This is a genomic window from Amycolatopsis sp. NPDC058986 (assembly GCF_042741125.1).
In the GTDB taxonomy this organism is placed as follows: domain Bacteria; phylum Actinomycetota; class Actinomycetes; order Mycobacteriales; family Pseudonocardiaceae; genus Amycolatopsis.
Map to the genome: position 1 here is coordinate 105,213 of NZ_JBHYJW010000001.1, position 18,599 is coordinate 123,811.

Annotated in this window: 18 protein-coding genes; 16 read left to right on the plus strand and 2 right to left on the minus strand. The window is 69.8% G+C overall.

Going from position 1 to position 18,599, the window contains the following annotated elements; genetic code table 11:
* Positions 1-35 precede the first annotated feature (35 nt).
* Together ACFW0G_RS00490 and pdxS are read left to right on the plus strand one after the other, a co-directional pair.
* A complete protein-coding gene (locus ACFW0G_RS00490; protein ID WP_378322431.1) occupies positions 36-1,490 on the plus strand; it encodes an FAD-binding oxidoreductase in 1,455 nt (484 codons plus the stop codon).
* Positions 1,491-1,594: 104 nt separating this feature from the next.
* Complete coding sequence (gene pdxS / locus ACFW0G_RS00495) at positions 1,595-2,509, plus strand: pyridoxal 5'-phosphate synthase lyase subunit PdxS (RefSeq protein WP_378322432.1); 915 nt, start codon at positions 1,595-1,597, stop codon at positions 2,507-2,509.
* A 60-nt stretch (positions 2,510-2,569) separates the two neighbouring features.
* On the opposite strand, the gene ACFW0G_RS00500 is transcribed toward pdxS, so the two are convergent.
* Positions 2,570-4,774, minus strand: a complete 2,205-nt coding sequence (locus tag ACFW0G_RS00500) for a penicillin acylase family protein (protein ID WP_378322433.1) — start codon at positions 4,772-4,774, stop codon at positions 2,570-2,572.
* A 57-nt stretch (positions 4,775-4,831) separates the two neighbouring features.
* Positions 4,832-5,404 carry a helix-turn-helix domain-containing protein gene (locus ACFW0G_RS00505; RefSeq protein WP_378322434.1) on the minus strand — a complete coding sequence of 191 codons (573 nt, stop codon included), beginning with the start codon at positions 5,402-5,404 and terminating at the stop codon, positions 4,832-4,834.
* Between the two features lie 68 nt (positions 5,405-5,472).
* Here ACFW0G_RS00505 and ACFW0G_RS00510 point away from each other — a divergent pair, with 68 nt between their 5' ends.
* The 14 genes from ACFW0G_RS00510 (at position 5,473) to ACFW0G_RS00575 (ending at position 18,599) form a co-directional block, all read left to right on the plus strand.
* Positions 5,473-6,180 carry an AzlC family ABC transporter permease gene (locus ACFW0G_RS00510; protein ID WP_378322435.1) on the plus strand — a complete coding sequence of 236 codons (708 nt, stop codon included), beginning with the start codon at positions 5,473-5,475 and terminating at the stop codon, positions 6,178-6,180.
* Positions 6,180-6,500, plus strand: coding sequence for an AzlD domain-containing protein (locus ACFW0G_RS00515; protein ID WP_378322436.1), 321 nt, complete (start codon positions 6,180-6,182; stop codon positions 6,498-6,500). Before ACFW0G_RS00510 ends, ACFW0G_RS00515 begins: the two co-directional genes overlap by 1 nt.
* Before the next feature lie 63 nt (positions 6,501-6,563).
* Positions 6,564-7,187, plus strand: a complete 624-nt coding sequence (gene pdxT, locus ACFW0G_RS00520; protein ID WP_378322437.1) for a pyridoxal 5'-phosphate synthase glutaminase subunit PdxT — start codon at positions 6,564-6,566, stop codon at positions 7,185-7,187.
* 45 nt (positions 7,188-7,232) lie between these two features.
* Positions 7,233-7,988, plus strand: a complete 756-nt coding sequence (locus ACFW0G_RS00525) for a YebC/PmpR family DNA-binding transcriptional regulator (protein ID WP_378322438.1) — start codon at positions 7,233-7,235, stop codon at positions 7,986-7,988.
* An 88-nt stretch (positions 7,989-8,076) separates the two neighbouring features.
* Positions 8,077-8,598: a DUF4262 domain-containing protein gene (locus ACFW0G_RS00530; RefSeq protein ID WP_378322439.1), complete on the plus strand. Its 522-nt coding sequence runs from the start codon at positions 8,077-8,079 to the stop codon at positions 8,596-8,598.
* 97 nt (positions 8,599-8,695) lie between these two features.
* Complete coding sequence (gene ruvC / locus ACFW0G_RS00535; protein WP_378322441.1) at positions 8,696-9,295, plus strand: crossover junction endodeoxyribonuclease RuvC; 600 nt, start codon at positions 8,696-8,698, stop codon at positions 9,293-9,295.
* On the plus strand, positions 9,292-9,885 hold the full coding sequence (ruvA, locus tag ACFW0G_RS00540; protein ID WP_378322442.1) for a Holliday junction branch migration protein RuvA: 594 nt from the start codon (positions 9,292-9,294) through the stop codon (positions 9,883-9,885). Before ruvC ends, ruvA begins: the two co-directional genes overlap by 4 nt.
* Before the next feature lie 6 nt (positions 9,886-9,891).
* The gene (gene ruvB, locus ACFW0G_RS00545) at positions 9,892-10,968 is read left to right on the plus strand and encodes a Holliday junction branch migration DNA helicase RuvB (RefSeq protein WP_378322444.1); all 1,077 of its coding nucleotides are present in this window, start codon (positions 9,892-9,894) and stop codon (positions 10,966-10,968) included.
* A gap of 133 nt (positions 10,969-11,101) precedes the next feature.
* Positions 11,102-11,515, plus strand: a complete 414-nt coding sequence (gene yajC, locus ACFW0G_RS00550; protein WP_378322445.1) for a preprotein translocase subunit YajC — start codon at positions 11,102-11,104, stop codon at positions 11,513-11,515.
* Between the two features lie 180 nt (positions 11,516-11,695).
* Positions 11,696-13,471 (plus strand): protein translocase subunit SecD, encoded by a 1,776-nt coding sequence (gene secD, locus ACFW0G_RS00555; RefSeq protein ID WP_378322446.1) that lies wholly within the window; start codon positions 11,696-11,698, stop codon positions 13,469-13,471.
* Position 13,472: 1 nt separating this feature from the next.
* The gene (gene secF / locus ACFW0G_RS00560) at positions 13,473-14,717 is read left to right on the plus strand and encodes a protein translocase subunit SecF (RefSeq protein WP_378322447.1); all 1,245 of its coding nucleotides are present in this window, start codon (positions 13,473-13,475) and stop codon (positions 14,715-14,717) included.
* 14 nt (positions 14,718-14,731) lie between these two features.
* A complete protein-coding gene (locus tag ACFW0G_RS00565; protein WP_378322448.1) occupies positions 14,732-15,250 on the plus strand; it encodes an adenine phosphoribosyltransferase in 519 nt (172 codons plus the stop codon).
* Between the two features lie 112 nt (positions 15,251-15,362).
* On the plus strand, positions 15,363-17,723 hold the full coding sequence (locus ACFW0G_RS00570; RefSeq protein WP_378322449.1) for a RelA/SpoT family protein: 2,361 nt from the start codon (positions 15,363-15,365) through the stop codon (positions 17,721-17,723).
* Between the two features lie 96 nt (positions 17,724-17,819).
* Positions 17,820-18,599: an enoyl-CoA hydratase-related protein gene (locus tag ACFW0G_RS00575; protein WP_378322450.1), complete on the plus strand. Its 780-nt coding sequence runs from the start codon at positions 17,820-17,822 to the stop codon at positions 18,597-18,599.

The window sequence follows — 18,599 nt, forward strand, 5'->3', positions numbered from 1 at the left end:
GTGGCGGAACGGCTCGGGCGATCTCGGGGGAAGCGATGGCGCTCACCAGGAGGACCTTTCTCACCGCGGCGGGTGCGGTGCCGGCCGCGGTGGCCACCGGGGACGGGTGGCCCGGCGCGGATCGCTGGGAACGGCTGCGGCGCCGGCTGTCCGGTCCGCTGTACCGGCCCGGCGAACCGGACTACGACACCGCCCGCCAGGGCTTCATGGCGCTGTACGACCGGCGGCCCGCCGCTGTGGCGCGCTGCCTGCGCGCCGAGGACGTCCAGGCCTGCGTCGGGTTCGCCGCGGAGTACGGGCTCCCGATCTCCGCGCGCAGCGGCGGGAACAGCTACGCCGGATACTCCACTGTGGACGGTGGGCTGGTCGTCGATCTGAGCCGGATGACCACGGTGCGGCCGCGGCCGGACGGGCAGGCCGAGGTCGCTCCCGGTGCCCGGCTGGGCCCCGTCTACACGATGCTCGGCGCCGCCGGACGCCTGCTGCCCGGCGGCACGTGTCCCGCCGTCGCCATCAGCGGGCTGGCGCTCGGTGGCGGAATCGGTGTCGTGGCGAAGAAGTACGGCCTCACCTGTGATCACCTCGTCTCGGCGCGGGTGGTCACCGCGGACGGGCGGCTGCGGACCGTGTCCGCGGCGTCGGAGCCGGACCTGTTCTGGGCGCTGCGGGGCGGTGGTGGCGGGAACTTCGGCATCGTCACGTCCTTCACCTTCCGCACCGTGCCGGTGCCGGACCTGAGTACGTTCCGGCTGGAGTTCCCGCGCGGCACGATGGCGGCCCTGCTGGCGGTGTGGCCGCGCTGGCAGCACGCCATGCCCGACGAGCTCTGGGCGAACTGCGATCTGTTCGGCGACGGCCGGGTCGTCGCGAGTGGCTGCCTGACCGGGCCGGTGGGGAGACTGCGGCCGCTGGTGGACGAACTCGTGCGCCGGGTCGGGACGCGACCGGTGGATCGCACCGAGCGGGAGCGGGACTACCTGGCGGCGATGGCGTACTACGCGGGCTGCACGGATCTCGCCGGGCCGGGCTGCGCGCCGTCGTGGAACGGCGGGGGCGGGGCGCTCGGGCGGGGCAGGTACGTGGCGGCGTCGCGGATGCTGCGGCGTCCGGTCACCGACCCGGACGCGGTCGCGCGCCTGCTGACCAGCGATCCGGCGCTGCACACGATCGTCGACGGTTTCGGCGGCGCGATCGCGGCGGTGCGGCCGGAGGATTCGGCGTTCCCGCATCGCGACGCGCTGGCGAGTATCCAGGTCCTGCGCGACGTCGAGCAGGTGGACGGCGGCGAGGCCGCGGCGCGACGCGCGGTCGGTGTGGTGCGGGACGGGCTGGGGGAGGACGTCGGCACCACCGGGTACGTCAACTACATCGACCCGGAGATGCCTGACTGGGCGCGGGCCTACTACGGGCGGAACCTGCCACGCCTGCGTGCCGTCGCGGGCCGCTACGACCCGGACCGTCTCTTCGCCTTCCCGCAGGGAGTGGACTGACCGCGAAGTGGACTGGCCAGATAGTGGCCTACTGGCCTGCTTCAGCGGTCCACAATCGGCTTACGCTCGTGGGGTAACCACCGTGTTCCCCGAAAGGTCCAGCCGTGTCTGAAGTCCAGTCCACCCCAGCCGTCCAGCCCGAGACGGGTACCGCCAAGGTGAAGCGCGGGATGGCGGAGATGCTCAAGGGTGGCGTCATCATGGATGTCGTCACCGCCGAGCAGGCGAAGATCGCCGAGGATGCCGGCGCGGTCGCGGTGATGGCGCTCGAGCGGGTGCCCGCGGACATCCGCGCGCAGGGCGGCGTCGCGCGGATGAGCGACCCCGACCTCATCGACGGCATCATCGAAGCCGTCTCGATCCCGGTGATGGCGAAGGCCCGCATCGGCCACTTCGTCGAGGCGCAGGTGCTGCAGTCGCTGGGTGTCGACTACATCGACGAGTCGGAGGTGCTGACGCCCGCGGACTACGCGAACCACATCGACAAGTGGGCGTTCACCGTGCCGTTCGTGTGCGGGGCGACGAACCTGGGCGAGGCACTGCGCCGGATCACCGAGGGCGCGGCGATGATCCGCTCGAAGGGCGAGGCGGGCACCGGCGACGTCTCCAACGCGACGACACACATGCGGCAGATCCGCGCGGAGATCCGGAAGCTGTCGTCGCTGCCCGAGGACGAGCTGTTCGTCGCGGCGAAGGAGCTGCAGGCGCCGTACGAGCTGGTCAAGGAGGTCGCAGAGAAGGGCAAGCTGCCGGTGGTGCTGTTCACCGCGGGCGGCATCGCGACCCCGGCCGACGCGGCGATGATGATGCAGCTGGGCGCCGAGGGCGTGTTCGTCGGCTCCGGCATCTTCAAGTCGGGCAACCCCGCGCAGCGCGCCGAGGCGATCGTGAAGGCCACGACCTTCCACGACGACCCGGACGTCATCGCGAAGGTGTCGCGTGGCCTCGGTGAGGCGATGGTCGGCATCAACGTCGAGGACCTGCCCGAGCCGCACCGGCTCGCCGAGCGCGGCTGGTAAAGCCACCCAGGTCGATCGAGAGCCCCGTGGACGGTCGTCCACGGGGCCTCCGGCGATTGATCATTCGCCTGGGTGGTAGCTCCGCTCGATATGGCCGTGGAGGTCGTCGGGATGGAAGTAGACGGGCCGGAGGTTGCCGCTCGCGTACCGTTCGACTTGGTCGGTGAAGTGCGGCGAGTCGGGGTGTCCGCTCGCGCCGCCCTCCCGCACCGCCCTGGCACGTAGCCTCGGCCCGAATTCCACGACCGCCACGAATGTGTTGCCACTGGTGCCGTAGAAGCGCTTCGTGGTGCCACCGGACGGTTCCGGCTGGCGTTTCGCCCCGAACGAGGCGAGGGAACCCCACGACCCGGAGACGAAAGGCACCGGGGTGCTCGGTTTCGCGTCGTCGAACTTCTGGTCGATCGCGTCGTCGAGGCGCTGAAAGCGGTTGATCTCTCCCCAGGGCACCTGCCAGCCGCCGAAATCGTGCGTGAGCCGGTCCATCGCCGCTTCCAGCGATGCGAGTCGCTGCTCATCGGTGTCATGTGGCCCCGTGGCCCAGAACACGGCCAGCGAAGTCGCCGTCGAGTCCGTGTCCCAGCGATAGTCCCAGTCACGCAGCAGGCGGATCGGGCCGGCGAGCTTCGCCTTTCGGGGGTTGTCCCCGGGTAGTTTGTTCCACGACTCGACCAGCTGCGGGACGAGACCGCTCACCGGCTCCCCATTACCCGCGTCAGGGGCGAAGGCGGGAATGTGGGAATCGAAGGCGACGTCGCGCAGGGTCTGGGGGGTGAAGACATTCCTCGTTGTCAGCAACTGGGCGGCATGCGGTCCGCGTTCGGTCTCACCGGCTTGGTCGAAGTATCGCGGATAATCGGTGGCTTGGGGGCTGTCCGGCCCGGCGCAGGTCCAGGGCCAGTTGTTCGAGTTGAACACCCAGCCGTTCTCCGGATTCACCGCCCGCGGTAGGTCCTCCAGGCGGTGCAGCCCCTGCCAGTCGGTGGCCGGATCGCTGCCGTCGACGGGTTTCGTGTAGTCGAAGCGATCGTCGCGGACCGGCATGAACTGCGGCATGAGGAAGGCGATTTCCCCCTTCGAGTCCGCGAATATCGTGTTGTTCGAGCTGTTGGCCTTGAATTCCGCCACCCGGATGTATTCCCGGTAGTCCCGCGCCTTGGTGCGCAGATAGCTTTGCTGCAGCGCCTCGACGGGCTTGTTCATCAGCGCGAACGCGATCCACTTGTCGTCCGCCTTGCCCACGATCGGGCCGTGATGCGTGGCGAAAGTGGTGAAGCCGCGCTGGGCCCGCCCGCCATCCGCGGTGCGATAGGTCAAGGTGATCGTCTTCGTCGTCACCGGACGCAACTCGGCGCCGTACCGGTAGAAAAGGCGGCCGTCCGCCGCCCGCACGATCGTCTCGGCGAACTCGTCGACGTTGTCGACGCCGGTCGACGTGTGCATCCAGCCCACGTTCGCGTTGAAACCCTGGTAGAGGAAGAACTGGCCCCAGGTGGCCGCGCCATAGGCGTTGAGCCCTTCGCCGCTTGTCACCTGCTGTTCCGAGCGGAAGTAGAAGGTGGTGTGCGGGTTGATCAGCAGCAGCGCGTGGCCGTCCCGTGTGCGGTCCGGCGCGATCGCGATGCCGTTCGAGCCCGTGGGCTCGCGCGGCGGTAACCCGGGCTCCGCATCGGTGGGCGCCACCGCGTTGTTGTCGTAGAAAGCTTGGAGCCGGGTCAGCGACGCTCGCGTGATGTCACCGCCGATGCTGCCTTCCGTGAAGCTCAGCGCCATCCAGGGCTCGAACCGGGTGATCACGAGCGGACGTACCCCGGGGTGCGTCGCGAGATAGTAGTTCAGCCCGTCCGCCCAGGCCTCCATCAGCTTGCGCAACCAGGCAGGGCAACGCGGATAGAGATCGCACTTCAGTACCTGGGGATCGACGAACAGCCGCTGGCGCAGGTCCTGCCAGATCGCGCTCTCGCCGTTGGCCTCGGCGAGCCGGCCGAGGTTGGTCAGATAGTTGACCTCGATCCGGTTGAAGTCGTCCTCGGCCTGGGCGTACATCATCCCGAACACGGCGTGGGCATCGGTCCTGCCGTGGACGTGCGGGATTCCCCAGTCGTCGCGGGTGATCGTCACCTGCTCCGCCTGCCGGCGCCAGCGAGCGAGATCGGGTGGCGGTTGCGCCGGATCGGCCGCCGCGCGGCCGGCCGGCAGGCTCGCCGTGACGGCGGCGGCCGCCGCTCCACCCAGGAACCGGCGTCGGCTCAGTCCTTCGTTCATGCGATGGTCCACCTTCCGCGGGCGTCGTGAGACGACAGACGACAGTGGTGCCGGAATTCAGTTGTATTCGGAGATCTCGACGGCGAAGGTGCCCGGTTCGAGCGCTTCGAAGATGTGCGGCACGTCGGCGGGGTAGCAGATGTAGTCGCCCGGCAGCAGCTCGACGGGGTCGTCCATGATGCCGACCCGCGCGCGGCCCGCGCACAGCACGGTGTGCTCGACGACGCCGGTCATGTGCGGGTCGGAGCGGCGCGGGGTGCCCGGCTCGGCGCGGACGACGTAGACGTCGCGGCGAGCGGCGGTCGGGCAGGCGCTGAGCAGAGTGCAGGCGTAGTCGGCGTGTTCGGCGAACACCGTGGGGCCCTTGCCCGCCCGGATCACGCGGACGCGTGGCCGGTCCGGTTCGACGAGCCGGGAGAACGGGACGTCGAGGGCCACGCCGAGCGCCCACAACGTCTCCACGCTGGGATTCCCGGTGCCCGATTCGAGCTGCGACAACGTGGACTTGGCCAGCCCGGCGCGGCGGGCGACCTCGGTCAGCGACAGCCCGGCGCGGGTGCGCTCGCGGCGCAGGGACGCGGCGATGATCTCCAGCGGTGCGCCGCCGTTGGGCGCACTGTCCTGCGACATGTGTTCGCTCCATCAGTCTTCCCGTTCGTCTTGACGAACAGGGGATGCGTTGTTCAGTATATGGCACTATGCGTTCGATTTGGCGAACACTCGATCGGGGCCTCGCACGGGACGTCGGGCTGGTCTGTCTGGCCGATTGTCTCGTGGGGGTCTCCTACGGTGCCATCACGGTGAGCTCCGGCTTCCCGCTCTGGGCGCCGATGCTGCTGTCCCTGCTGGTCTTCGCCGGCGCCTCCCAGTTCATGTTCGTCGGGATCGTGGCCTCCGGCGGCAACCCCCTCGCGGCGGTCGTCGCCGGGCTGCTGGTCAACGCGCGGCACGTGCCGTTCGGATTCGCCGTCGGGGACGTGCTCGGCAAGCGGTGGGCGGCCCGGATCGCGGGCAGTCACCTCATGATCGACGAGTCGGTGGCCTTCGCGCTCGCCCAGAAGGACGCGCAGCGCAGGCGGGCGGCCTACTGGGCCTGCGGGATCGGGCTGTTCGTCTGCTGGAACCTGGGGGTGCTGGCCGGGGCGTTCGCCGGAACGGCGATCAGCGACACCGACGTGTTCGGGCTGGACGCCGCGTTCCCCGCGGTCCTGCTCGCGCTGGTCCTGCCGTCGCTCAAGGACCGCGCGGCGCGGCTCCCGGTGCTCGTCGGCGTCGTGGTGGCACTGGCGACGACGCCGTTCCTGCCCGCCGGGCTCCCGGTGCTGCTCGCCCTGGTCGGCGTGCTGGCCGGGATCGCCGCCAAGGAACCGGGCGAGCGGACACGGGAACTGGAGGAGGTGCGCTGATGGACGGCGTGGAGCTGCTGGTCGCGACCGGAATCCTCGCCGCGGGGACGTTCGCCTTCCGCTTCGCCGGGCCGGTGCTGCGGAGCAAGGTGAAACTGTCGCCGAAGGCCGAGCGGCTGATGACGCTGGCGGCCGTCGTGCTGCTGGCCGCGCTCGTGGCGACCAGCGCGCTCGTGGCGGGGCACGGCTTCGCCGGGTTCGCCCGGCCCGCCGGGGTACTGGTCGGGGGAGTGCTCGCCTGGCGAAAGGCGCCGTTCGTCGCCGTGGTCGTCGCGGCCGCGGCCACCGCGGCGCTGCTGCGGCTGGCCGGGGTGCCCTGACCTGCTGTTCGCGCCGGTCCGGGGGCGGCCTAAGCTGGAGGGAAGGTCTTTTCGGGAGGTCGGGTGGCGATCACGTCCGGAGCGGCGCCGGTCATCGGCGTCCTCGCGTTGCAGGGCGATGTGCGGGAGCACATGGCGATGCTGGAACACGCCGGTGCACGGGCCACGGCGGTCCGTCGTCCCGCCGAATTGTCCGAAGTGGACGGTCTGGTGCTCCCCGGCGGCGAGTCGACCACGATGTCGCGGCTGCTGGAGAGCTTCGAACTGCTCGAGCCGCTGCGGGAACGGATCGGCGCCGGGATGCCCGCGTTCGGTTCGTGCGCGGGGATGATCCTGCTCGCGCGCCAGGCGCTGGACGGGCGTCCCGACCAGCAGCAGCTCGGCGGTCTCGACGTCGTCGTGCGGCGCAACGCGTTCGGCAGGCAGGTCGACTCGTTCGAGGCCGATCTCGACTTCGCCGGCATCGAGGGACCGCCGGTGCACGCGGTGTTCATCCGCGCCCCGTGGGTGGAAAAAGCGGGTGACGGTGTCGACGTGCTGGCCGAGGTCCCCGGGGAAACGGGCTCGGTCGCTAGGATCGTCGCGGTCCGGCAGGGGGCGGTGCTGGCGACCGCGTTCCATCCGGAGATCACCGGGGACGAGCGGGTGCACCGGCTGTTCGTGGACCTCGTGCGACAGCACGTCTGACGCGTACGCGTGCCCAGTGCCGGGCACGGAACGGATGGAGGAGAGATGAGCGGCCACTCCAAGTGGGCCACCACGAAGCACAAGAAGGCCAACCTCGACGCGAAGCGTGGCAAGCTTTTCGCGCGGTTGATCAAGAACATCGAGGTGGCCGCGCGGACCGGCACCGGTGGTGGCGACCCGGATGGCAACCCCACGCTCTACGACGCCATCCAGAAGGCGAAGAAGAACTCCGTCCCGCAGGACAACATCGAGCGCGCGCGCAAGCGCGGCGCCGGTGAAGAGGCCGGTGGCGCCGACTGGCAGACCATCACCTACGAGGGCTACGGCCCGAACGGCGTGGCGGTCCTGATCGAATGCCTCACCGACAACAAGAACCGGGCTGCGATGGAGGTGCGCACCGCGCTCACCCGCAACAACGGTTCGCTCGCCGACCCCGGCTCGGTGTCCTACATGTTCAACCGCAAGGGCGTGGTGATCATGCCCAAGGGCGAGGCCACCGAGGACGACGTCCTGATGGCGGTGCTCGACGCCGGTGCCGAGGAGGTCAACGACCTCGACGAGAATTTCGAGATCGTCTCCGAGGCCACCGACCTCTTCGCGGTGCGCAAGGCACTGCAGGAGGCCGGATTCGACTACGAGTCGGCGGACCCGACCTTCCTGCCTTCGGTCAGCGTGCCGCTGGACGCCGACGGCGCGAAGAAGGTCTTCAAGCTGATCGACGCGCTCGAAGACTGCGACGACGTCCAGAACGTCTACGCCAACTTCGATGTTTCGGACGAGGTTCTCGCCGAAGTCGGCTGACGGGTTTTCGTTGCGTAGCCGGAATCCTTGACACATCCGGAGATTTTCCGGGCGTGTGCACTGTCCGAGGACGCCGCCGTACGGCACAATGTCCGCCGTGACGACTCCAGCCCTCTCCTCCGCAGAACAGGAACTGATCACGTGGATCGAGTCCCAGGCGAAGGAGAGAGGCAACGCGGTCATCGCGGTTCCCAGTGACGACAAGGGTTCCGGCTACTGCTTCACCGCGTGCGCGTGGGCGCTGCACAACGTTCCGGAGGCGGTCGTGGTCGGCCTGCCGGAGCAGATGGCGCCCGTGCTGCTCGACGCCTATGTGGACCGTGCGGCCGCCGGGGAGATCTTCGAGGTCGGCAAGACGTACGAGGATTTCTTCGAAGGCGTCCCGGTGGTGTTCGAGCGCGTCGCCAAGGGGTACTACATGGAGTACTTCGGCAGCGCGTTCCTCGTCTATCCCGACGGCGACTTCCCGGCGCTGCAGCTGATCGTCGCGACCCCGGACGGGCATTTCCCCTGGCACGCCGACGCTCCGGAGGGCTTCGCCGAATGGCAGCCGGTGCTGACCGAGAGCGGCGCGCCGGAGAGCTGGCGCCCCGGCGTCGACGGCCCCTGATCCGGCCGCGCGTCTCCGCTCGGCATGTCCTGCGGGGCGCGGGCGGAAGCGGACGGTAGCCTTCACCTCGAACTGATGTTCGTCGAGGAGGAGACGCGTGCGCGTGCTCGGGGTCGACCCCGGTCTGACCAGATGTGGTCTCGGAGTGGTCGACGGCGGCAAGGGCCGCGCTGTCCGCTGCGTCGCCGTCGACGTGGTGCGCACACCCGCCGATGCCGAGCTGTCCCGGCGGCTGCTCGGGATCTCCGACGAGGTGGAACGCTGGCTGGACAAGTACAAACCGGCCGCGGTCGCGGTCGAGCGCGTCTTCGCCCAGCACAACGTGCGCACGGCGATGGGCACCGCGCAGGCAGGCGGGGTGGTCGCGCTCGCGGCCGCGAGGCGGGGCTTGCCGGTCGTGTTCCACACGCCGAGTGAGGTCAAGGCCGCGGTCACCGGGTCGGGCCGCGCGGACAAGGCGCAGGTCACCGGTATGGTGATGCGCCTGCTCAACCTCGAGGTCAAACCGAGCCCGGCGGACGCGGCGGACGCGCTCGCGCTGGCGATCTGCCACCTGTGGCGCGAGCCGATGCGGCAGCGGCTCGCCGAGGCCGAGGCCCGCGCCGCCGAGATCGCCCGGATCCACAAGGCGCGGCTGGCCGCGGCGGCCAAGGCCAGGCAGACGGGCCCGAAGAAGAACACAGGAGCGGCGCGATGATCTCCTCGGTACGCGGTGAAGTGCTTTCCGTCGGTCTGGACCATGTGGTGGTCGAGGTCGGCGGTGTCGGCTTCGCCGTGCAAGCGACCCCGTCCACCCTCGCGACGCTGCGGCGTGGCGAGGAGACCCGGCTGCACACCGCGCTCGTGGTCCGCGAGGACTCGTTGACGTTGTTCGGGTTCGCCGACACCGACGCGCGTGACCTGTTCTGGTTGCTGCAGACGGTGTCCGGGATCGGGCCCCGGCTCGCGCTGGCCACCCTCGCGGTGCTCGAACCGGACAAGCTGCGCGCCGCGCTCGTGGAAGGCAACATCACCGTGCTGACCCAGGTGCCCGGGATCGGCCGCAAGGGCGCCGAGCGGCTGAGCCTGGAACTGCGGGACAAGGTCACCGCGCTCGGTGGCGCCGAGGACGCGCCGTCGGTCGCGCCGAGCGCGGTACGGTCCGAGGTCGTGGAAGCGTTGGCAGGTCTCGGTTTCCCGGCGAAACAGGCCGAGCAGGCGGTGGACAAGGTGCTCGCCGACGGCGACGGGCACACGACGTCCACGGTGCTGCGCTCGGCGCTGGCCATGCTCGGGCGCAAGCGGTAGGGGCCCGTGGAATACGACGCCGTGACGGAGTACGAGCCGGACGACGAGACGCTGTCCGCGTTGCCGCAGACGGGGGAGCGGGACGTCGAGACCACGCTGCGCCCACGCAAGCTGGAGGAGTTCGTCGGCCAGCCGCGGGTCCGCGAACAGCTGGAACTCGTGCTGGAGAGCGCCCGGCGGCGCGGTGTCCCGCCGGACCACGTGCTGCTGTCCGGCCCGCCCGGTCTCGGCAAGACGAGCATGGCCATGATCGTCGCGGCCGAACTCGGCGCCGCCATCCGGATCACCTCCGGCCCGGCGCTGGAACGCGCGGGCGACCTCGCCGCGATGCTGTCCAACCTCGCGCCCGGCGACGTGCTGTTCATCGACGAGATCCACCGCATCGCCCGGCCCGCCGAGGAGATGCTGTACCTGGCGATGGAGGACTTCCGCGTCGACGTCGTCGTCGGCAAGGGACCCGGCGCCACCAGCATCCCGCTGGAGATCGCGCCGTTCACGCTGGTCGGCGCGACCACCCGGTCCGGCTCGCTCACCGGGCCGCTGCGCGACCGCTTCGGCTTCACCGGGCAGATGGAGTTCTACTCCGACAGCGAGCTGGAGCTGGTGGTGCGCCGGGCCGCGACGATCCTGGACATCCCCATCGACCGGGACGCCTGTGCCGAGATCGCCCGCCGCTCGCGAGGTACGCCACGCATCGCGAACCGGCTGCTCCGCCGGGTCCGCGATTACGCTGAGGTACGAGCGGACGGCGAGGCCACCCGTGAGGTGGCACGCGCGGCGCTCGCCGTCTACGACGTCGACGAGCTGGGGCTGGACCGGCTGGACCGGGCCGTGCTGTCGGCGCTGACGCGTTCGTTCGGCGGCGGGCCGGTCGGGATTTCGACGCTCGCGGTCGCGGTCGGTGAGGAGGCGACCACCGTGGAAGAGGTGTGTGAGCCCTATCTCGTGCGCGCCGGTATGCTCGCCCGGACGCCCCGTGGCCGGGTCGCTACCCCGGCCGCGTGGGAGCACCTCGGCCTGGTGCCGCCCGCTGACCCCGGACGGCCCGAACAGGGGGGCCCGACCCTGTTCGACCAGGACTGACGAGGCGTCGAACCGGGTACCTACAGACGGTGGGTGCTGGCGTTCTCGCCGGCACCTGGCACACTCGAACAAGAGCACATCCCGCCAAATCGGACGTATCGGCGAACATGCGGCGTCCGCCGAATGGAGAGTCATGAACCAGTTACTGCTGCCGTTGCTGCTGATGCTTGTCGTGGCGGTGCCACTCATCATGGGCACGCGCAAGCAGAAGAAGCAGGCCGCGGCGCAGAAGGAGCTCCAGGACAGCCTGGGCCCCGGCGACCGGGTGATGACCACCTCGGGCCTGTACGGGACCGTGGCCGACGCGAGCGGCGACACCACGATCGACATCGAGATCGCCCCCGGCGTCGTCACCACCTGGCTGCGGCTCGCGGTGCGCGAGAAGGTCCAGCCGACCGTCGAGGACGACACCACCGAGACCGAGGTCGCGGACGCCCCTGTCGAGGCGGACGTGAAGGCCGAGGTCAAGGAGGAGGCCAAGGACGAGCCCGTCGAGGCGACGTCGACCGCGCAGGTCGCGCCCCCGCTGGAGCACGGGAAGAAGTAACTTCCCCCGGCCGCTCACATCCCGACGAAAGTCGGTGTGTGGGTCAACGCCAGGCTCACGCAGCACCGAGTAAGGTCTCGGTGCTGCGTGCGTGTCGTCCTGGTCACGTCCACGGTCGCAGCCAAGCGCGCCTGACCGAAAACCGATGGGGAACACCCAGTCCGAGGAGACCGAAGCACAGTGCCAGCATCGGCCGGGCATCTCCGCCCGGGACGCTATCTCGCCTTGTTCGCCCTGATCGTCGTGGTGTTGTACGCCCTGGTGTTCTTCACCGGTGGCGGCAAGCCGACGCCGAAGCTCGGCATCGACCTGCAGGGCGGCACCCGGGTCACGCTCACCGCGCGCACTCCGGACGGCAGCACGCCGACGAAGGAGTCCCTCAACCAGGCTCGGCAGATCATCGAGAGCCGGGTCAACGGGATCGGCGTCGGCGGGACCGAGGTGCTCCTCGACGGCAACAACGTTGTCATCACGGTCCCCGGCTCGCAGGGCGACGAGGCGAAGAACCTGGGCAGGACGGCGAAACTGGGCTTCCGCAAGGTCGTCACGTCCCAGCCGGTGGCGCCGCAGCCGCAGCAGCAGCCGGGCCAGCAGCCCGGCCAGCCCCCGGCGACGGGCGCGCCCTCTTCGAACGCGACCCCGCCGCCCGCTTCGAGCGGCGCCCCGAGCACCAAGCCCGGCGGTGGCGGAGCTGCCGGCGCGCCCGCGCAGCAGCCGAGCGGCACGCCCGCTCCGCCGTCCTCGCAGGCCCCCGCGTCGCAGCCGGCCGACGGCTCGGTCGACGCGCAGGCCGCGAAGGAGATCCAGGAGGCCAAGGCGATCCGGCAGAACCCGGCGCTGGCCCCGGCCAACCCGAGCGATCCGGCCGCCCAGGCCGCGCAGAAGGCCGCCGCCGAGAAGGCGTTCGCCGCGCTGAACTGCACGCCGAACGCGAAGGACCCGCTGATCGGCAACGACGACCCGAAGCTGCCGCTGGTCGCCTGTGGTGACAAGGACACGAACAAGTACCTGCTGGAGCCGGAGTTCCTGCCCGGCACCGAGATCTCGAACGCCTCCTCGAACTACAACCGCGAACGCGGCCAGTGGGTGGTGGACCTGAGCTTCAAGAGCGCGGGCACGAAGGTCTGGGCCGACTTCACCTCGAAGAACACCAACCAGCAGGCGGCGTTCGTGCTCGACACCAACGTCGTGTCGGCGCCGACCATCCAGGTCGCGATCCTCGACGGCAACACCCAGATCACCGGCAAGTTCACCCAGACCGAGGCGAAGCAGCTGTCGGACATCCTCAAGTACGGCTCGCTGCCGCTGTCGTTCGCCTCATCGGACGCGACGACCGTGTCGGCCACGCTCGGCCTCGCCTCGCTGCAGGCCGGTCTGATCGCGGGCGGCATCGGCCTGCTGGTGGTGTTCATCTACTGCCTGTTCTACTACCGGCTGCTCGGCATCCTGACGATCCTGTCGCTCGGCCTGTCCGGGTTGCTGGTCTACGCGGTGCTGGTGCTGCTGGGCCGCTGGATCGGCTACACCCTCGACCTCGCGGGCGTCGCCGGTCTGATCATCGCCATCGGTATCACGGCGGACTCGTTCGTCATCTACTTCGAACGATTGAAGGACGAGATCCGCGAAGGCAGAACATTCCGTTCCGCCGTGCCACGAGGCTGGGTCCGGGCCCGGCGCACGATCCTGGCCTCCGACGGCGTGAGCTTCCTGGCGGCGGCGATCCTGTACATCATCGCGGTCGGCGACGTGAAGGGCTTCGCGTTCACCCTCGGTATGTCCACGGTGCTCGACCTGGTGGTGGTCTACCTGGTGACGCATCCGCTGGTCGCGATGGTGTCGACGTCGAAGTCGAAGTTCCTGTCCAACCCGAAGCATCTCGGCCTCGGGGCCGTGCAGCAGGTGGGTTCGCAGCGCAAGCCGGCTCGCGTCGGCCGCGCGCACGTGAAGGAGGCCTGACGTGGGCGTTGACGAGCTGGGCACGGACGCCGAGGCTGCCAAGCCCGCGCCTGCCAAGAAGGAGAGCCTCTTCCACCGGCTCCACGTCGGCACCGGTGCCTTCGACGTCGTCGGAGCCCGCAAGCGCTGGTATGTCTTCTTCGTCGCGCTGGTCCTGATCAGCATCGGGTCGATGGTGTTCCGGGGCTTCAACTTCGGCATCGAGTTCGAGGGCGGGACGCAGATCCAGCTGCCCGCGCACGGCACGCACGGCGCGATCACCGAGGACCAGGTGAAGCGGACCTTCATCGACGCGCTCGGGGACAAGGCGGTGGAGACGCAGAAGGTCGGCACCGGCAACGCGACGACCATCCAGATCCGCTCCGAGACGCTGGACGCCGCCCAGGTGTTCAAGGTCAAGGAGTCGATCGCGAAGGAACTCGCCCCGATCGGCGGCAACGGCAAGGCCGACGTGCAGGCCATCAGCGACAGCGCGGTGAGCGCGTCGTGGGGCGGGGAGATCTCGCAGAAGGCCCTGATCGCGCTCGCGGTGTTCCTCGTCGCGGTCACGATCTTCCTGGCGGTCTACTTCGACCTGCGGATGGCGACGGCGGCGCTGATCTCGCTGCTGCACGACATCGTGGTGACGGCCGGGGTGTACTCGCTGGTCGGCTTCGAGGTCACGCCCGCGACCGTGATCGGCCTGCTGACGATCCTCGGGTTCTCGCTCTACGACACGGTGGTGGTGTTCGACAAGGTCCGGGAGAACACCCGCGGCCTGCTCGGGCTGACGCGCCGCACCTACGGCGAGGCGGCCAACCTGGCGTTGAACCAGACGCTGATGAGGTCGATCAACACCGCGGTCATCGCGATGCTGCCGATCCTCGGCCTGCTCATCGTCGGCTACGTCCTGCTCGGTTCCGGAACGCTCCAGGACCTGGCGCTGGTGCAGCTGACCGGCACCATCGTCGGTGTGCTGTCCTCGGTCGCGCTGGCGACCCCGCTGCTGGTCGACTTCAAGATGCGCGACCCGAAGTACCGGCAGCAGGCCGCGCGCGTCGAGGCGCGCCGCAAGAACCAGGCGCGCAAGGCCGCCGAGCAGGCGGAAGAGGGCGACTTCGACCCGAACGACGACGACGCGCTCCAGGCCGAGCTGCGCAAGGAGAAGGCGTACGCGGCCGCGGCGAGCGTCCCCGCACGTCACCCGAAGCAGACTCCGCGCAAGGGCAAGCCGTCCGGTAAGCCGTCGGGCAAGCGGAAGCACTGAGCGGGCCCCGACGGATGGAGCTGGACCAGGCACTCGGCCGGATCGCCGAGGTGCCGGACTTTCCCGAGCCGGGCGTGCTGTTCCGGGACCTGAGCCCGCTCTTCGCGGACGCCCCGGCGTTCGCGGCGGTGGCTGACGCGCTGGCCGCCACGGTCGATCCCGGGGTCGACCTGCTGGCCGGTGTCGAGGCACGGGGCTTCCTGCTCGCCGCGGCCGTCGGGTACGCCCGAGGCCTCGGCGTGGCCCTGATCCGCAAGCCCGGCAAGCTGCCGAGCGTCGCTGGCCGGGTCGACTACGCGCTGGAGTACGGCACCGCGAGTGTCGAGCTCCCGGCCGGGATCGTGCGTCCCGGCCAGCGCGTAGCGGTACTGGACGACGTACTGGCCACCGGGGGCACGGTCGCCGCGACCTGCAAGCTGCTGGAGGACGCGGGCGCGGTCGTCGACGGCGTCTCGGTGGTCGTCGAACTCGCCGCGCTGGGTGGCCGGAACGTGCTGTCCGGCCGCGCGGTCCACGCCCTCGAAGTCTGCTGACCGGAGACATCTCGGTGCGCCGGTGACCCCCTGGGTGGGCGTCGTGCGAAGTCTTTCGGCGTAAGCGGTTACCCTTGGTGTTTCCAGGCCGCACGAGCAGCAGGAGGTGCGGGTGAGCCAAGAGCTCGACGCCGGGACACCGGGGAAGGCCGCGTCCGCCAAGGACGGCACCGAGCCACGCGGCGCGCAGGGGGGCCAGCCCCGGCAGAACGGCGCGGCACCCACGCCCTCGGCGACGCGGCGCGTCCGCGCGCGGCTGGCGCGCCGGATCACCGCGCAGCGGGCGGCGCCGGTCAAGCAGGTGCTCGAGCCGCTGGCCGTCATCCACCGCGAACTGCACCCGAACGCCGATCTGGCGCAGCTGCAGCATGCCTACGACGTCGCGGAGGAACTGCACCGCGATCAGCGGCGGAAGTCGGGCGACCCGTACATCACCCACCCCTTGGCCGTCGCGACGATCCTGGCCGAGCTGGGCATGGACACCACGACGCTGGTGGCGGCCCTGCTGCACGACACCGTCGAGGACACCGGGTACTCGCTGGAGGCGCTGAAGGCCGACTTCGGCGAGAAGGTCGGCGAGCTGGTCGACGGCGTCACCAAACTGGACAAGGTCAAGCTCGGTACCGCGGCCGAGGCCGAGACCATCCGCAAGATGGTCATCGCCATGGCGCGCGACCCCCGCGTACTCGTCATCAAGCTGGCCGACCGGCTGCACAACATGCGCACGATGCGGTTCCTGCCGCCGGAGAAGCAGGCCCGCAAGGCCCGCGAGACGCTGGAAGTGCTGGCGCCGCTGGCCCACCGGCTCGGCATGGCCACGGTGAAGTGGGAGCTGGAGGACCTCGCGTTCGCGATCCTGCAGCCGAAGAAGTACGACGAGATCGTGCGGCTGGTCGCCGACAGGGCGCCGTCGCGCGACATCTACCTGCGCTCGGTGATCACCGAAGTCACCCAGAACCTCGTCGACGCCCGGATCACGGCGAAGGTCGAAGGCCGTCCGAAGCACTACTACTCGATCCACCAGAAGATGATCGTCCGCGGCCGCGACCTCGACGACATCCACGACCTGGTGGGCGTGCGCATCCTCGTCGAGGACGTCCGCGACTGCTATGCCGCGATGGGCGTCGTGCACGCGCTGTGGCAGCCGGTGCCCGGCCGCTTCAAGGACTACATCGCGCAGCCGCGGTTCGGCGTCTACCAGTCGTTGCACACCACCGTGATCGGCCCGGACGGCAAGCCCCTGGAAGTGCAGATCCGCACCTACGAGATGCACCGCACCGCCGAGTACGGCATCGCCGCGCACTGGCGCTACAAGGAAACCAAGGGCACGCACAGCGGCAACGCGATGGACGTCGACGAGATGGCGTGGATGCGCCAGCTCCTCGACTGGCAGCGGGAGGCCGCCGACCCCGGCGACTTCCTCGAATCGCTGCGGTACGAGCTGGCCGCGCGCGAGATCTTCGTGTTCACGCCGAAGGGCGACGTCATCACGTTGCCGGTCGACTCGACGCCGGTCGACTTCGCCTACGCGGTGCACACCGAGGTCGGCCACCGCTGCATCGGCGCCCGGGTCAACGGCAGGCTCGTCGCGCTGGAGCGCAAGCTCGAAAACGGCGAAGTCGTCGAGATCTTCACCTCGAAGGCGGAGAACGCCGGCCCCAGCCGGGACTGGCTGCAGTTCGCCGGTTCGCCGAAGGCACGGGCCAAGATCCGGCAGTGGTTCGCCAAGGAACGCCGCGACGAGGCGATCGAGGCGGGCAAGGAGGCCATCACCAAGGAGGTCCGCAAGGTCGGGCTGCCGATCCAGCGGCTGGTCTCCGCGGAGTCGATGGGATCGGTCGCCACCGAACTGCGGCATCCGGACATCAGCTCGCTGTACGCGGCCGTGGGGGAGGGCCACACCAGCGCGAAGCACGTCGTGCAGCGGCTGGTCGCGCTGATCGGCGGGGTGGACGAAGCCGAGGAGGAGCTCGCCGAGCGCGCGACGCCGTCCACGGTCACCCGCCGCCGCGGCTCGAACGATGTCGGCGTGGTGGTCAAGGGCGCCAGCGACATCTGGACCAAGCTCGCGCGCTGCTGTACCCCGGTACCGGGTGACGAGATCCTGGGCTTCGTCACGCGCGGCGGTGGCGTCAGCGTGCACCGGACGGACTGCACCAACGCCGACGACCTGCGCGCGCAGCCGGAGCGGCTGGTCGAGGTCGAATGGGCGCCGTCGGCGTCCTCGGTGTTCCTGGTGGCGATCCAGGTCGAGGCGCTGGACCGGCACCGGCTGCTGTCGGACATCACCAAGGTGCTGGCCGACGAGAAGGTCAACATCCTGTCGGCCTCGGTCACCACTTCGCGGGACAGGGTCGCGGTGAGCCGGTTCTCGTTCGAGATGGGCGATCCGAAGCATCTGGGCCACGTGCTCAAGGTCGTTCGCGGTGTCGAGGGCGTGTACGACGTCTACCGCGTGACGTCGGCGTCCTAAGTGGACTCCTGAACCGGGTGCCGGTGGGCCCGGCCGCCGAACGGGACATTGCTCACAGCCGGTGATGCCCCGCGACGATCCGGTTAGGGTGCATCCATGACCGACGGTTTCGAGTTCACGCGGGACGGCGATGTCGCGCGGCTGACGTTCGCCCGGCCGGAGAAGATGAACGCCATCACCTACGGCATGTGGTCGGCGATCCCGGACATCGTGGCCGAGGCCGAGGCGGATCCGGCGCTGAAGGTGCTCGTCATCGCGGGTGCGGGCAAGCACTTCTCGGCGGGCGCGGACATCAGCGAGTTCGGCGAGCTGCGGACCACGGCCGAGGGCGCGGCTCGGTACGACAAGGCGGTCGAGGGCGCGGTCGCGGCGCTGACGAACATGCGGAAGCCGTCGGTCGCGATGATCCAGGGCAACTGCATCGGTGGCGGCTGCCAGGTCTCCGTGGCGTGCGATTTCCGGTTCGCTGCCGAGGGATCCCGCTTCGGCATCACCCCGGCGAAGCTCGGGATCGTCTACCACTTCGACTCGACCCGTCAGCTGGTTTCGCTCGTCGGGCCCGCGCACGCGAAGTTCTTCCTGCTGTCCGGGGAACTCGTCGACGCCACCCGCGCGCGGGAGATCGGACTGCTCAACGACGTCTTCCCGGCGGACGGCCTCGAAGCCTCGACGCTGGCGTTCGTCGACACGCTGTGCTCGCGCTCGCAGGCCTCGATCCGCGGGATGAACCGGATCATCGAGAAGATCGTTGCGGGACAACAGGAAAATGACGCCGAGGTGGACGAGATCCGGCTCGGCGCGCTGCACGGCGAGGACTACGCGGAGGGGGTCGCGGCCTTCCTGGACCGGCGGCCCCCGCACTTCCTGTTCCGGTGA

Excerpts from the sequence above, each read along its gene's own strand:
- ACFW0G_RS00525 (WP_378322438.1), top strand. The coding sequence starts at position 7,233 with ATGAGCGGCCACTCCAAGTGGGCCACCACGAAGCACAAGAAGGCCAAC.
- ACFW0G_RS00565 (WP_378322448.1), top strand. The coding sequence starts at position 14,732 with ATGGAGCTGGACCAGGCACTCGGCCGGATCGCCGAGGTGCCGGACTTT.
- ACFW0G_RS00530 (WP_378322439.1), top strand. The coding sequence starts at position 8,077 with ATGTCCGCCGTGACGACTCCAGCCCTCTCCTCCGCAGAACAGGAACTG.
- ACFW0G_RS00490 (WP_378322431.1), top strand. The coding sequence starts at position 36 with ATGGCGCTCACCAGGAGGACCTTTCTCACCGCGGCGGGTGCGGTGCCG.
- ACFW0G_RS00510 (WP_378322435.1), top strand. The coding sequence starts at position 5,473 with ATGCGTTCGATTTGGCGAACACTCGATCGGGGCCTCGCACGGGACGTC.
- ACFW0G_RS00515 (WP_378322436.1), top strand. The coding sequence starts at position 6,180 with ATGGACGGCGTGGAGCTGCTGGTCGCGACCGGAATCCTCGCCGCGGGG.
- ruvA (WP_378322442.1), top strand. The coding sequence starts at position 9,292 with ATGATCTCCTCGGTACGCGGTGAAGTGCTTTCCGTCGGTCTGGACCAT.
- ACFW0G_RS00575 (WP_378322450.1), top strand. The coding sequence starts at position 17,820 with ATGACCGACGGTTTCGAGTTCACGCGGGACGGCGATGTCGCGCGGCTG.
- ACFW0G_RS00505 (WP_378322434.1), bottom strand. The coding sequence starts at position 5,404 with ATGTCGCAGGACAGTGCGCCCAACGGCGGCGCACCGCTGGAGATCATC.
- yajC (WP_378322445.1), top strand. The coding sequence starts at position 11,102 with ATGAACCAGTTACTGCTGCCGTTGCTGCTGATGCTTGTCGTGGCGGTG.
- ACFW0G_RS00500 (WP_378322433.1), bottom strand. The coding sequence starts at position 4,774 with ATGAACGAAGGACTGAGCCGACGCCGGTTCCTGGGTGGAGCGGCGGCC.